We start from the raw sequence: 14,601 nt of genomic DNA on the forward strand, positions 1-14,601 counted from the left end.
TGTTTGGGTCTTTTCTGCTATATCCTTATTGTTTTTAAATCCGTATTTTATTAAACAAACAACGCCTTCAACTCAGTCGCCTCAGCAGGTTTCATTTTCCCGGCAAGTACCAAACTTAATTGCTTGCGTCTTAAAGCACCATTATAACGTTCTTTTTCCAAGTCGGTTTCAGGAGTCAGTTCTGGCACTTCCACAGGTCGTCCTGTTTCATCCACAGCAACAAAAGTATAAATAGCTTCGTTGGCTTTGGTTTTCTGTCCAGATTCCCTGTCTTCTATCCACACATCCAAATATATTTCCATGGAACTTCTAAAAGCACGCGATACTTTAGCTTCAACCGTAACAACAGAGCCTACAGGAACAGCACGATTAAATTCCACATGGTTTACAGAAGCTGTTACCACAATACGTCTGCTATGTCTTCTGGCAGCAATACTGGCTGCACGATCCATTCTGGCAAGTAATTCGCCACCAAATAAATTATTTAAAGGGTTGGTTTCACTTGGCAGCACTAAGTCTGTCATGATGGTTCTGGATTGCTCTGGCGTTTTTATAGACATGGTTTGACATTTTTTGAATAGAAATGCAAAGGTAAGTCCATTTTAAATTTTAGACTTATGAAATGTGAAATTTTTGTTATTCAGAGCGAAATGAAGAATCTGATAAAATTTATTATTTTTATTAAATGAGGACATTAGGACCACATAATTACTATGTTTACATAGTAACAAATTTAAATAAGACCGTTTTATATACTGGTATTACAAATAATTTGAAGTAGGGATTATATTTCCATATTAATCCATTACCTTTTTCAAAGGCTTTTACAACAAAATATAAATGCTATCATTTAATATATTATGATCATTTTTTTAATGTTGAAGTTGCAATAAAAAGAGAAAAGCAAATAAAAGGATAGCGTAGATTAAAAAAAGACAATTTAATTTCAGGATTTAATCCTGAATGGGGAGTTTTTGAATGATAAAGTTTAGATTCTTCGGTCGTTCCTCCCTCAGAATGACAAAGGAAACTTAATCCAATTCCTTAACTAACAACCAAGCAGCAGGATTATGGTTGCGCTTCACCTCTCTCAAAGCCTTTAAAGCTTCCAAACGGTCTTCGTAGCTGGCATACACCACCTCGTGTAAACCATATTTGTTCTGGCCAATTTTTCTGGCATCATAGCCTAAAGCTTTTAGTTCTTCCAATTTTTTGTCGCTGTTTTCTTCCACTCTAAAGGCTCCAGCAATAATATGGTAATTTCCAGTTTGTTTTTTTACGTTTAAGGTTACGGCAGGAAGTGGGTTTTCAATCACAAACGTGGCTTCTTGGATTTTGCTCTCCAATTGTTGGTTGGCTTCTTCCTGAGCTATTTGGTTTTGCGTGTTAATATTGTTCACATAGTAATTGGAAGCTACAAAACCACCTAAAGTAAGTGCTACAACTGCTACAGCAGCATATTTTAAATAACTTCTGGACTTGCGTTTTTCAGGTGTTACTGCAATAGGAACCACTTTTTCAATCTCTTGAACGGCTTCTTTGTAAACTTCCCTGTTTACAGAAGGTGATACAAATTGCGATAAACCAAACGCATCGGTTAAATAGTTTAAATGGTATGAAGGTTCAAAAATAATTTTCCCTTCATTGTTAAGCGTCAGGTCGCCAATATTTTCAAAAGAAATGGTTTCCCCTTGCGTTAAATAAGATTTTAAGGACTTGACACGCTTTTCAATTTTTTTCGAAGCTTCTTCAAAAGGAATCTTTTCCACATCAGCAATATAATGGGTTAAAATACCATCGTTTGCCTGAATTTGCTCATTGAACGAAAGTTTCTTTTTTGGAGGATAAAAGGCATTGGTCGATTCGTGAATGGTAGCCGAAACCCGTTGTGTTAAAAATGCTCCAAACTCAGGAACCGTAACACATTCATATCTATATAGTAAGTCGCTTATGTAAGATTCTAATTGCATAAAAACAAAGTTAGCAAAATTTAAAAGCGAACAAAAATTCGACCTAACTATTTATTAACATGATAAAAATTCTTTACTTGTAGTCTCATAATCAAAAAACTAAGATGGACCAAAACAGGTTGCTACATATTTTAGCCTTGCAGCACATTCCAAATATTGGCGATATTACTGCTAAAAAGCTGATATCGCATTGTGGTTCTGTGGAAGCTGTTTTTAATGAAAAAAAACAAAACTTACTTAAAATTGATGGCATTGGGAGTTTGGTGATTAAGGATTTGTTTAACAATCAACATTTTCTGGCAGCCGAAGAAGAGTTAAAATACATTCAGGAGAATAATATCAAGACCTTATATTTTGCTGATGCAGATTATCCTGAAAAACTAAAGCACTGCATTGATAGCCCAATTTTACTTTTTCAGGCTGGGAACATCAATTTAAAGAAACAACGCATCATCAGTGTGGTTGGCACCAGAAAAATAACAACCTACGGCATAGCTTTTTGCAATAAATTAATTGAGGAATTAGCTGTTTTTAATCCGGTTATTGTATCTGGATTTGCTTATGGTACAGATATTACAGCTCAAAAAGCAGCCGTTAACAACCATCTGCAAACCATAGGCTGTTTGGCTCATGGCTTGAACCAGATTTACCCCAAAACACATAAAAAATATGTGGCTGAGATTGAAAAACATGGTGGTTTTTTTACTGATTTTTGGAGCAGTGATCCGTTTGATAGAAACAATTTTTTAAAACGAAATCGGGTGATTGCTGGTTTAAGCGAAGCTACCATTGTGATAGAATCTGCTGAAAGAGGTGGTAGCTTGGTCACTGCCGATATTGCAAATTCCTATAACAGAGATGTGTTTGCTGTTCCTGGTAGAGTAACAGACAGCCAAAGTTTGGGATGCAACAATCTCATAAAATTCCAAAAAGCACATGTTCTGTCCCATCCGTTGGACATTCCATATATGTTGAATTGGGAGTTGGAAGAGGAAAAAAAAGCACCTGTACAAAAACAACTTTTTGTGGAACTAAACGATGAAGAAAAGGTGGTTTACAACTATTTAAAGGAAAACGAAAAACAACTCTTGGATGTTATAGCACTGGAATGCCAAATGCCCATTTTTAAAATTGCCAGTATCTTATTGAATTTGGAATTAAAAGGTGTGGTGAGGCCCTTGCCTGGAAAGTTGTTTGAAGTTATCTAAATATCCTGAGAGTTTTTTTGAAGCCATGCAGGTTAAAAATTTATTTTAAGAATCCAGATATCCTGAAAATAATCCAGTTTTGAAAGCTCTTTTTGTTTTTGATAAATAGCACTTGCATCTTCGTCTGTATCTAAATAAATATAGTTCCAGTTGTTTTTGGGATTGATGTAAGATTTTGGCGTATGACCTTTTGCTTCCAGCGTTTTCATCCAATTTTCAGCATTCTCCTTAACCGAAAACACATTGGTTACCAAATAATAACCTTTTTCTAAATTAGGAATATGAATGGATTTTAAACTTTCAATGCGTTCCAAGCCACTTTTTTTCCTTGGTTTAGGTGTGGATATTTGTTTTGTTTCAACACCTTTTGTAAGGTCTTGTTCCGGTTTTGGTTCTTTGTTTGTTGCTTTTTCTTTGTCAATTTCATCCTCAACCACTTCAGTTGGTTCTTCATTTTCAAAAACAACTAAAGTCTCTGTGTTGCTTTTCCCTTCCAAATAAATGGGACTGATTTCGGTTTCAAAAGCAACAAAAAATAAATAAAAACCATCGGCTTTGGTTTTGAACCTGATGGTAGCTTCAGAAGAGTTATTGGAAAGAATGCTATTGTTCTTATTGGGGATTTCCATTTTTAACACATCAAAACCCAAGGTGTTAGAGCTATTGGGATTTCGGTCAAGGAAAGGCTCGTCTTCTAGGGTAATTTTGCTGTTAAAAAAGTTGTTTCCTGGACGTTGTTTGTTGGATAGCAGTACAAACGATTTTTTTTCGGCATCTAAAATGGAGCAATTATCTGTTTTGTATTTCTGGTCACCTTCCAGTGCTCCAATTAAAAGCGAGGTTTTAATATGGCCAACTTCATTGGTTTTAAAATTTTTAAATTGAATATCTGTGGCTGTTTTGTCTACACCTACAAAGCCATTGTAGCTGGTAAAATATTTGGCTGTTTCTGCTTTGTTTTCATAAATAACATACAATAACCAACCACCAGCAACTCCTCCAGAGACATAGCCTTGAGTAGCTTTAATGTTTGCAACCGAATAGGTGCCATTTATTACAGGTGCATTTTGTAGCAAATGGGTAACATCTGCATAGCAAACGTAAGGTTTGGTGTCTTCAAACAAATCGGTATGGTAACTATCAAAAATAACACGACCATCAATGGGTTTGTAATCTCTACCAGGTTGTTGAAATAAAATGGAATTCACGTTGGTGGAGCGTTCGTCTTTGCCTTGGTACACCATTTCTTCAAAGTTAATAACCCGTTTTACACCTTTGTCGTATTTATAAACGGCACTCCAATACAAAGCAGCATATTTTACAGAAGAAGCATTATCTGCAAGCTCCAAATTAGCTTGGCTGGAGCTAAATGTGGAGGGATTATCATCTACATCTATATATTCCATTTTAAGCACATCATTGATTTCCGAATCGTCATTAAATGGCTCAACAGCATCTGTACTTACTATACTATTACCAATGATGGTGGAATTCCCTTTTAAATAGAAATTTTTATTGGAAGAGAATGATTTTCCTTCTTGGGCAAAACCAATACAAGTTGCGATAAGAAATAAACTAAAAAATATACGCTTCATGGTTCAAAATGAGGTATTATTACCTCATCTGAACGAATTTAAGCAGATATGTACTGTAATACAAGGAATTCCAGAAAATATTTGTTTCTTGGAATTTGGAATCTGTTTCTATAAAATTTAGAACCTCAAGCCTGGAACCTGCTTAGTAACCTACTTTCTTGCGAACCCGATTTAAAACCTCATTGGCTACAATTTTTGCTTTTTCTGCTCCAATGGCCAAGAGTCTGTCCAACTCGTCCAGGTTATTCATATAATAGTGGTAACGCTCGCGTTCTGTAGCAAATTTTTCAATTATTAATTCGAAAAGCGCTTGTTTGGCATGTCCATAACCATAACCTCCTTGTTCGTAGTTGGCTTTCATGGTTTTTATTTGAGCGTCTGAAGCTAATAATTTATAAATGGCAAAACAGTTGCAGGTGCTCCAATCTTTTGGGTCTTCCAGAGCTGTGCTATCTGTTTCTATGGACATAATTTGCTTACGCAGTTTTTTGTCGTCCAAAAATATATTGATAATATTTCCTTGGCTTTTACTCATTTTACCACCATTTGTTCCAGGAATAAGCATGGTGTTTTCTTGAACTTTTCCTTCTGGCAACACAAAGGTTTCACCCATTCTGGCGTGAAATCTAGAAGCGACATCGCGAGTCATTTCTAAATGTTGTAGTTGGTCTTTTCCTACAGGAACTATCTCTGCATCATACAATAAAATGTCTGCAGCCATAAGCATGGGATAGTAAAACAAACCAGAATTTACATCTTCCAGCCTGTCTGCTTTATCCTTAAAGCTATGTGCAAGGGTTAAACGTTGATAAGGAAAAAAACAGCTTAAATACCAAGACAATTCCGTTACTTGAGGAATATCGCTTTGTCTGTAAAACACCGTTTTTTCTACGTCCAGTCCAAAAGCCAACCAAGTGGCAGCAGTTGAATAGGTATTGCTTTTCAGTAAATCTGCATCTTTAATCTGTGTCAAGGTATGCAAGTTTGCAATAAACAAAAAAGAGTCGTTTTTAGGATCGTTTGCCATTTTAATGGCTGGCATCAATGCGCCTAAAATATTTCCTAAATGTGGTGTTCCTGTACTTTGAATGCCTGTTAAAATTCTTGCCATAATTTATCCCACGAGTGTGAGAATTTCATTAAATTAAACTTAATCTCTATTGGAAAACACAAAGGTAATTTTTTTGAAGTAATAGCTCAATAAATTTAATTAGTTTTGAGTTCTATGAGAATATTTAAGTATTTGTTTTGGATTTTATATCGTATCTGGTTCTATATACTTGTAGCCTTGCCAATTATTGTTTTGTTTCCAATACTTTTAGTGTCAATTTTAAAGGAGTCGTGGTATCCTTATTTTTTTAAACTGGCTCGTTTTTGGGCTAAGTTTATTTTAACCGGAATGGGGTTTGTTTGGAAAATTGAACGAGAAGAAATACCAGAAACCGATAAGAGCTATATGTTTGTTGCCAACCACACATCTATGGCAGATATCATGCTCATGTTGGTTTCTGTAAAAAACCCTTTTGTTTTTGTAGGTAAGAAAGAATTGGCAAAAATCCCTTTGTTTGGGTTTTTCTATAAACGCACCTGCATTTTGGTGGATAGAAATTCTGAAAAAAGCCGAAAAGCTGTTTTTTTAAGGGCACAAAGAAGGTTAAAACAAGGATTGAGTATTTGTATTTTTCCAGAAGGAGGTGTTCCAGAAGAGCATATTGTTCTGGATACTTTTAAAGATGGCGCCTTTAGATTGGCTATCAATCATCAAATACCTATTGTACCCATGACGTTTTTAGATAACAAAAAAAGGTTTTCCTATACTTTTTTTAGTGGAGGACCAGGAAAGATGCGCGTAAAAATCCATCCGTTTATTGAGACTAAAGGCTTAACCATACAGGATACTAAGTTGATAAATGAAAAAACAAGGAAACTTATTTTAAAAACCTTGAAAATGGATAATAATTAAAAAGCTGCTCTTGGCACAGAGCAGCTTTTTTTAAGATAGTCATTGTGTTCCTTAAAAGGAATGAACAAATCAATCTAACCAACCAAAAACTAAAATTTATAACTAAAACCTGTATAGATACCAATAATATAAGGGTTGAAATTACCTGAAGTATTTTCAAACGCATTGATTTGGTATTTAAAAGTAGGTTCTAAGTTAAACTTAACTTTTTCTGAAAATTTATAATCCAATCCAACACCAAAATTGGTGCTGAAACTCATACTTTTTATGTTGTTTGCTTCACCTATATAGGTTTTTTCATCGTTTAATTCTGAATATACTTCGTTGCCATCCAATATAAACGAGCTAAAACCAGCAATTAAATTTAAGCCTAGTTTTTTACTTCCTATTCTGTAGTTCAGTTCCACTGGTATTTCAAAATAACTGATACGTTGACTAATGGCTGCATTTGATTTGGGGCTTAAAGAATTGTCAATTTGACCAACGCTCAAATTATCGGCACTTAAGGCTGTAAGGCCTTCGTTGCCTTTGGATAAGTTAATATTCCTTAACGGACTGGGAGTGGAGTTTGCGCTCGCAATGCTTTCGTATAAGATAACATCGTTGGTATCATAGCTTAAGTTAAGCGAACTCAATCCGGTTCGTATGGATAGTTTTTTGTTTAAGTTGTAGCTAACATTTACTCCATAACTGGTGTTTACTTCTCCCGTTTTGGAATTGTTTTCAAATTGTGCATCAATGTGAGACCCTTTTCCCATCGAATTATAATAAACAGGCGCAATATTTGCATACACTTGCCACCTGTTTATTATGTCATCTTTCTCTTCTTCAATAAGCTCTTCATTGGCTGCAATAGCTTCTTCTATGGTTAAGGTTGTTTTGTTTAACTCTTCTTCCATGGTTTCTTCTACTTCAGCTTCTATAGTTTCTTCAACAGCAATGCCATTTTTGCTGGCATCCTTGTTTAATTGTTGTAATTGGGTTGCTGTGTTGTTTTTATCCATTTCGGTATGGACATCTGTTTCTTTTTTAGGATTGACATTGTTTGCAGCAATATTGTTTTTGGTTTCCGTAGGCTGTTTGTTGTTTGCTTGCCTAGAATTATTGCTGTAGTTTGCCTTTGGGTTTTCAGTAGGCTTTAATTGGTTTTTAGACGCGCTGTTTGCTACTGTAGGTGTTTCTTTATAGCTGTTTAAAAGGGAAGGGTTCGTGATGTTGTTTTTAATTTGGTTTTTCTTGGAAGCCTTAGTATTGGTTAGGTTGTTGGTTTTTGATTGTGGTTTGCTTTCTGAAGCTATTTGTGAATTGTTTTTAAGCCCTTCAGTATTTAAAATATCTTTGGCTTTTTGAGACTCTGCATTGAAACCGTTATTGTTTTCAGGGTTTTTTTCTTGATTGAAGCCATTGGAAACAGTAGCATTGATGTCTGTTTCTGTTGAAGGGTTTAAAGTTTCATTAGAAGTGTTTTCGGTGTCCACAACCTTTGTATTGGTTGTATTGTTGGGCGTAATATTGTTCCATAACAAACCACCCACGGTTAGCAGTAACAGTAATAGAGCAGCAACTCCAGCTATACGAAACCAAAACGGAATCACTTTCTTTTTGTTTTTTTCCGGTTGGTTTAGTTTGTTTTGAATTCCTTTCCAGACATGTGGGTCTGGTGATACTTCAAAGTCTTTGAATTTTTCCTGAAAAATTCTATCTATATGTTTTTTATCACTCATTACAAGGTATGCGTGTTTAAACTTGTTTTGTAATCTTCAATTTTATCTTTTAAAATCTTTCTAGCCCTGGCTAGGTTGGATTTTGAGGTCCCAATTGTTATATCTAACATATCTGCTATGTTTTTATGTGAATAGCCATCTAATACATACAGGTTAAAAACCAATCTGTAACGGTCTGGTAATTCTTGAATGATCTGTAACAAGAATTCCAGGGTTACATCGTCATCCTCAACGGTTACTTCTACATCTTCAATATTTGTATCATCTATAATCTCAAAAACACCTTGATTTCTATAGCGTTGTAAAGCCGTGTTAATGGTTATTCGTTTAAGCCAGCCTTCAAAAGAACCTTTGTGTTTGTATTGTGATATTTTGTTAAAAATGGTCACAAAAGCATCTTGCAGATTATCTTCTGCTTCAGCATAATTTTTACAATACTTCAAGCAAACAGAAAACAGTTTGCCCGAAAAGAGCTGGTACAGTTCTGCTTGTGCTTTTGTATCATTTTTGCTACATTTTTGTATGAGTTGTTTTAAACCCAAATAACATATGTATTAGTTTAACAAAGTTTTAATCTACAACGGGAACTACTACAGTTTGATAATTGCTATCGCCTAGCCAAAATTTAAAAATATAAGACCCACTGTTTGTTGCTTTAAAGTTGAACGAGGTTTCCATTTCTTCATTCAGTGTTTCGCAATTATTGTTTCCTGAAACCAAATACGCCACAATTGCCACAGTACGTTGGTTCCCTTCTTTTAAATAATAAATGTTATTAAACGCATAACAAGTAGAAGGTCTAATATAGGTTAAAGTAATTTCATACGTGTCACCTAAATGGAATTCATCTGGCAAAGTAGCGGTTTCTACAGGTAAAAGTTCATAATATATATCTTGTGAACCATCATCACTGATACTACAAGAAAAAATGAACACAACCATTAAGCAGTAGGCTACAAATTTCTTCATTAAAAAATACATATTTATCTTGTAGATGCAAAAAGGTTGAAAAGGTTGCGTAGGATAGAAATAAAAATCCCGAAACATTTCGGGATTTTTATTTAATTTATTCTTTATTGGCTTTAAGCTGTTCTTTTATTTTTTGTTCCAGTTCGTCTTGCAATTCCGGATTGTCTTTTATCAAGGCTTTAACAGCATCTCTACCTTGGCCTAGTTTGGTATCTCCATAGCTAAACCAAGAACCAGCTTTTTTTATGATCTCAAATTCCACGGCAATGTCTAAAATCTCACCAACTTTAGAAATACCTTCGCCATACATAATGTCAAATTCGGCAGTTTTAAATGGTGGAGCCACTTTGTTTTTTACTACTTTTACCCTGGTTTTGTTACCAGATACGTTTCCGTCTGTTTCCTTAATTTGTGTGGAGCGTCTTATATCCAAACGCACAGAAGCGTAGAATTTTAATGCATTTCCTCCAGTTGTGGTTTCTGGGTTTCCAAACATCACACCAATTTTTTCACGTAATTGGTTGATAAATATCACAGTACAATGGGTTTTGCTTATGGAAGCTGTTAGTTTTCTTAATGCTTGAGACATTAAACGTGCATGAAGTCCCATTTTAGAGTCGCCCATTTCGCCTTCAATTTCACTTTTTGGTGTTAAAGCTGCCACAGAATCTATAACAACAATATCTATAGCTCCAGAACGGATTAAATTATCGGCAATTTCAAGGGCTTGCTCTCCGTTGTCTGGTTGTGAAATAATTAAGTTGTCAATATCCACACCTAACTTTTCGGCATAAAACCTATCGAAAGCATGTTCTGCATCAATAAATGCCGCAATACCTCCTGCTTTTTGAGCTTCTGCTATGGCATGTAAGGTTAAAGTTGTTTTTCCAGAAGATTCTGGACCGTAAATTTCTATAACACGACCCCTAGGATAGCCATTTACTCCCAATGCAATGTCCAAGCCCAAAGATCCAGATGAAATAGCATCTACATCAACAACAGCTTGATCGCTCATTTTCATTACGGTTCCTTTGCCGTAAGCTTTATCCAATTTATCTAAGGTAAGTTTAAGTGCTTTTAATTTTGCTTCTTTTTCGTTGCTCATTTCTCTATATTTTATCTTATGAAAGTGATGCTAAAATACTACTTCTTTTATCACTTTACAATTTTATCACGCAACCTTTTCAACCTTTTTGCATCTACTATATAAAGTGGGAAAAATTTTAACTATGAAAAAGAAAAAAATCACTCGCTTTTAATCAAATGATTAGTTTAAACCTAAACGTGTAAGGACTATGAAATTTTTTAAAAAATGTATTAATGCATTAGGCGTTTCAGTGGCTATCTTTATAAATAGCAACTGTAAAGCCGATGGAGGTTAACTCGTAACATGTTTTTCGATTTAGAAATTAAATTAAAAAATATTATTAACGAGTTAGTCTACTTAAAGCACTTTATAAATTTTTATAAAGTGCTTTTTGTTTGTGGTTGAGTCATAAACTCATAAAAAACACTACATTTGCACCAAAATACATATACGCATTAGCGACGTTGTAAACAATCTTTAACCTTAAAAAATTAGTATAGCATGCAACTGTACAATACCTTAAGCGCTAAAGAAAGAGCAGAGCTTATAGCACAAGCTGGCAAGGAACGCTTGACCATCTCTTTCTATAAATACGCTAAAATTGAAAATCCAGAAATTTTTAGAGATCATCTATTCCTTACTTGGGATACATTAGATGTTTTAGGCAGAATTTATGTCGCTCACGAAGGCATAAATGCGCAACTTTCTGTGCCAGCAGATAATTTTAATTTGTTTAAAAACCATTTAGACAGCATTTCGTTTTTGGAAAATGTGCGATTGAACATCGCCATAGAACACGATAATTTTTCATTTTTAAAATTAAAAGTGAAAGTACGCGATAAAATTGTGGCCGATGGATTGAACGACGATACCTTTGATGTTACCAACAAAGGGATTCATGTTGAAGCCGAGCAATTTAATGAACTTATAGACGATCCTAATGTGGTCTTGGTTGATATGCGTAACCACTATGAAAGTGAAATAGGACATTTTAAAAATGCCATTACTCCAGATGTGGATACCTTTCGCGAATCGTTGGATATTATTGAAGCCGATTTAAAAGACCATAAAGAAGACAAAAAGCTGGTCATGTATTGTACAGGAGGCATCCGTTGTGAAAAAGCGAGTGCCTACTACAAGCACAAAGGGTTTAAAAATGTTTACCAATTGGAAGGAGGTATTATAAACTATGTAAGGCAAGTACAAGCAAAAGGATTGGAGAATAAATTTATAGGTAAGAATTTTGTATTCGATGAACGACGTTCTGAACGTATTTCAGACGATGTGATTGCGCATTGCCATCAATGTGGAGAACCAGCCGATTTACATACCAATTGTGCTAACGAAGCTTGTCATTTATTGTTTATTCAATGCGATGCTTGTAAAGAAAAAATGGAAAATTGTTGTTCAACACATTGTCAGGAAATCATCCATTTACCTTACCAAGAGCAAAAAGCATTACGTAAAGGACAAGGCAATAGTAACGATATCTTTAAAAAAGGTCGCGCAGACCATTTGCCCTACAAAAAAGATTTACGTAACATTTTCGAAAATTTTAAAACCACGAATTCTAAAGCCTAAATTATGCAACATATAGAATTAATGGCACCTGCAGGAAATTTTGAGTCCTTACAAGCTGCTCTGGACAATGGCGCCAATTCAGTTTATTTTGGGGTAGAGCAACTAAATATGAGGGCTCGTGCTACTGTAAATTTCACTCTTGCAGATTTACCAGAAATTGCAAGACGCTGTGAAGAAAAAAATGTTAGGACTTATCTAACATTAAATACCATTATTTACGATCACGATTTATCCATAGTAAAAACCCTTTTAAAACAAGCTAAAGAAGCACATATTACAGCTGTTATTGCTATGGATCAAGCTGTTATTGCATCAGCAAGAGAAATTGGAATGGAGGTACATATCTCTACCCAATTAAACATAACCAATATTGAAACTGTTAAGTTTTATGCCATGTTTGCAGATACCATGGTGTTGAGTCGTGAGTTAAGTTTACGTCAGGTAAAAAAAATAACCCAACAAATAGAAAAAGAGCAAATTAAAGGCCCATCAGGCAGATTGGTGGAAATTGAAATTTTTGGTCATGGTGCACTTTGTATGGCAGTTTCCGGAAAATGCTATATGAGTTTGCACTCTCATAATTCTTCAGCAAATAGAGGGGCTTGCAAACAAAATTGCAGGAAAAAGTATACGGTTATAGACCAAGAAACAGGTTTTGAAATGGAATTGGACAATGAATACATCATGTCTCCAAAAGATTTATGTACCATCGATTTTCTTGACGAGATTGTAGATGCAGGCATTAAAGTCCTTAAAATTGAAGGTCGTGGTCGTGCTCCAGAATACGTGGCAAAAGTGATAAGCTGTTATCGAGCCGCCATTGATAGTGTGGCAAATGGCACCTACAATAAAGAAAAAGTGATTTCTTGGATGCAGGAATTGGAAAAAGTGTATAATCGTGGTTTTTGGAGTGGTTATTATCTAGGGCAAAAATTGGGCGAATGGAGCAATGGTTCTGGATCTCATGCCACACAAAAAAAGGTGTATCTAGGAAAAGGAACCCATTATTACCCTAAAGCCAACATTGGAGAGTTTAAAATTGAAGCTTTTGATATAGCCATAGGTGACACCATTTTAATTACGGGTCCAACAACAGGTGCCAAAGAAATGGAAGTTACGGAAATGATGGTAAACGATGTCAAATCCGATAAAGGAAGTAAAGGAGATTTGGTAACCATTCCTATGGCATTTAGAATAAGACCATCAGACAAGTTATATAAAATTGTAGAAAATAAAGTGGAAGCTTCATGGTAATTGTTACCTTACAACGGAATAAGTGCATTGGTTGCAATTATTGTGTGGAAATGGCTCCAAACCAGTTTCAAATGTCCAAAAAAGATGGGAAATCAGTTTTGTTGCATGCCAATGAAAAAAAAGGATTTTTTACCTTAAAATCTAAGGACCATACTATTTTGGAAGCTTGCGAAAATGCTTCAAAAGCGTGTCCAGTAAACATCATCAGTGTAAAAATTAGCTGATATAAAAATTCATATAAAAAATGAATATTTACAAACTGTTACAACTCAATAGAAAAATTAAAAACCATAGAATTAAATTTCTTGGACTCTATTTGTTGCATCGGTTTAACCAACGTTATTTGGCTGTGAACCTGGATCCTGTTATGGCTTGTAACTTGCGTTGTAAGATGTGTTATTTTACAGATGCCGATTATGTTAAAACCTTAAAAGGCCAATTTAAAGAAGAAGAACTGAACCAAGTGGCAAAAACCATTTTCAATCGTGCCTTAAAATTACAAATTGGCTGTGGTACAGAACCCACTTTATACAAAGACTTGGTAAAAGTTGTGGAATTGGGTAAACTATATAAAGTGCCATATATTTCCATAACAACCAATGCCAATTTACTGGATGAAGCTAAAATTGAAGCACTTTTAAAAGCTGGACTTAACGAGTTTACCATCTCGTTACATGGTGTCCATAAAGAAAGCTATGAAAATTTCATGCAAAAAGCCAGTTATGAAAAATTTCACAATGCTTTTAGGGCCTTCGAAAAATTAAAAAAGACCTATGATTTCAAGGTAAGGATCAACTACACCTTCAACAAAGATAATTTTTACGAATTGGCAGACTTCTTCAAACACTTTAATGGCGCAAGTTTCGATATCCTTCAAATCCGTCCCATACAAAAAATTGGTAACACCGAATACAACGATTTTGACTTAGATGCCATCCGAGCCGATTATCCGGAACTAATTCAAAATATTAGAAGCCAATGCAAGGAAAATCACATTACCTTATTGGCTCCTAATACCATTCCTGAAAACCAACGCGTTAATGCCTCCAGTTTAATTTTTGATTACACCTTTTGTTATGTGTCACCTCAAAAATTTTGGAAAGATGGTTTCAATTGGAATCATGAAAGTTTCAATGCCTACTCCAAAAAAATTGGATGGAGCAAAACGCTTTGGTCCAACATTTTTAAATCTGAAAAAGAACTAAAATCCATGTCCAATAGGCTGAATTATGAAGTGGAGTTCAACTAAA

The 14,601-nt window shown here is 34.9% G+C and carries 15 protein-coding genes; 7 read left to right on the plus strand and 8 right to left on the minus strand.

Annotation, left to right across the window (positions count from 1 at the left end; all coding sequences use genetic code 11):
* Window positions 1-50: 50 nt before the first annotated feature.
* Window positions 51-560 (minus strand): acyl-CoA thioesterase, encoded by a 510-nt coding sequence (locus tag D778_RS02440; protein WP_007647372.1) that lies wholly within the window; start codon window positions 558-560, stop codon window positions 51-53.
* Between the two features lie 125 nt (window positions 561-685).
* Between D778_RS02440 and D778_RS14890 the strand changes: the two genes are divergently transcribed.
* Window positions 686-781: a GIY-YIG nuclease family protein gene (locus D778_RS14890; protein ID WP_339610767.1), complete on the plus strand. Its 96-nt coding sequence runs from the start codon at window positions 686-688 to the stop codon at window positions 779-781.
* Between the two features lie 250 nt (window positions 782-1,031).
* Here the strand turns inward: D778_RS14890 and D778_RS02445 are convergent, their stop codons facing one another.
* The gene (locus D778_RS02445) at window positions 1,032-1,970 is read right to left on the minus strand and encodes an HU domain-containing protein (protein ID WP_007647374.1); all 939 of its coding nucleotides are present in this window, start codon (window positions 1,968-1,970) and stop codon (window positions 1,032-1,034) included.
* Between the two features lie 104 nt (window positions 1,971-2,074).
* Here D778_RS02445 and dprA point away from each other — a divergent pair, with 104 nt between their 5' ends.
* Complete coding sequence (gene dprA, locus D778_RS02450; protein WP_007647376.1) at window positions 2,075-3,178, plus strand: DNA-processing protein DprA; 1,104 nt, start codon at window positions 2,075-2,077, stop codon at window positions 3,176-3,178.
* Window positions 3,179-3,210: 32 nt separating this feature from the next.
* On the opposite strand, the gene D778_RS14080 is transcribed toward dprA, so the two are convergent.
* Both D778_RS14080 and trpS read right to left on the minus strand, forming a co-directional pair.
* Complete coding sequence (locus D778_RS14080) at window positions 3,211-4,773, minus strand: hypothetical protein (protein ID WP_007647378.1); 1,563 nt, start codon at window positions 4,771-4,773, stop codon at window positions 3,211-3,213.
* Between the two features lie 142 nt (window positions 4,774-4,915).
* Entirely contained in the window at window positions 4,916-5,884 is a 969-nt protein-coding gene (gene trpS, locus D778_RS02460) for a tryptophan--tRNA ligase (protein ID WP_007647380.1), read from the minus strand.
* Between the two features lie 114 nt (window positions 5,885-5,998).
* Here trpS and D778_RS02465 point away from each other — a divergent pair, with 114 nt between their 5' ends.
* Complete coding sequence (locus D778_RS02465) at window positions 5,999-6,736, plus strand: lysophospholipid acyltransferase family protein (RefSeq protein ID WP_007647382.1); 738 nt, start codon at window positions 5,999-6,001, stop codon at window positions 6,734-6,736.
* Window positions 6,737-6,825: 89 nt separating this feature from the next.
* On the opposite strand, the gene D778_RS14085 is transcribed toward D778_RS02465, so the two are convergent.
* The 4 genes from D778_RS14085 to recA form a co-directional block, all read right to left on the minus strand.
* Window positions 6,826-8,460, minus strand: a complete 1,635-nt coding sequence (locus D778_RS14085) for an outer membrane beta-barrel protein (protein ID WP_007647385.1) — start codon at window positions 8,458-8,460, stop codon at window positions 6,826-6,828.
* Window positions 8,460-9,002 (minus strand): RNA polymerase sigma factor, encoded by a 543-nt coding sequence (locus D778_RS02475; RefSeq protein ID WP_007647386.1) that lies wholly within the window; start codon window positions 9,000-9,002, stop codon window positions 8,460-8,462. Before D778_RS02475 ends, D778_RS14085 begins: the two co-directional genes overlap by 1 nt.
* A 28-nt stretch (window positions 9,003-9,030) precedes the next feature.
* Window positions 9,031-9,429, minus strand: a complete 399-nt coding sequence (locus D778_RS02480; RefSeq protein WP_040491261.1) for a hypothetical protein — start codon at window positions 9,427-9,429, stop codon at window positions 9,031-9,033.
* 97 nt (window positions 9,430-9,526) lie between these two features.
* Window positions 9,527-10,534: a recombinase RecA gene (gene recA, locus D778_RS02485; RefSeq protein WP_007647388.1), complete on the minus strand. Its 1,008-nt coding sequence runs from the start codon at window positions 10,532-10,534 to the stop codon at window positions 9,527-9,529.
* A gap of 483 nt (window positions 10,535-11,017) precedes the next feature.
* Between recA and trhO the strand changes: the two genes are divergently transcribed.
* Genes trhO through D778_RS02505 form a run of 4 tightly spaced genes read left to right on the plus strand, consistent with a single transcriptional unit; the run spans window position 11,018 to window position 14,600 of the window.
* A complete protein-coding gene (trhO, locus tag D778_RS02490) occupies window positions 11,018-12,097 on the plus strand; it encodes an oxygen-dependent tRNA uridine(34) hydroxylase TrhO (protein ID WP_007647389.1) in 1,080 nt (359 codons plus the stop codon).
* A gap of 3 nt (window positions 12,098-12,100) precedes the next feature.
* The gene (locus tag D778_RS02495; RefSeq protein ID WP_007647390.1) at window positions 12,101-13,351 is read left to right on the plus strand and encodes a peptidase U32 family protein; all 1,251 of its coding nucleotides are present in this window, start codon (window positions 12,101-12,103) and stop codon (window positions 13,349-13,351) included.
* Entirely contained in the window at window positions 13,345-13,575 is a 231-nt protein-coding gene (locus D778_RS02500; protein WP_007647391.1) for a ferredoxin, read from the plus strand. Before D778_RS02495 ends, D778_RS02500 begins: the two co-directional genes overlap by 7 nt.
* Window positions 13,576-13,595: 20 nt before the next feature.
* Window positions 13,596-14,600, plus strand: coding sequence for a radical SAM protein (locus D778_RS02505; protein ID WP_007647392.1), 1,005 nt, complete (start codon window positions 13,596-13,598; stop codon window positions 14,598-14,600).
* Window position 14,601: the final 1 nt, after the last annotated feature.

The organism is Xanthomarina gelatinilytica, from assembly GCF_000348685.1.
GTDB lineage: Bacteria > Bacteroidota > Bacteroidia > Flavobacteriales > Flavobacteriaceae > Xanthomarina > Xanthomarina gelatinilytica.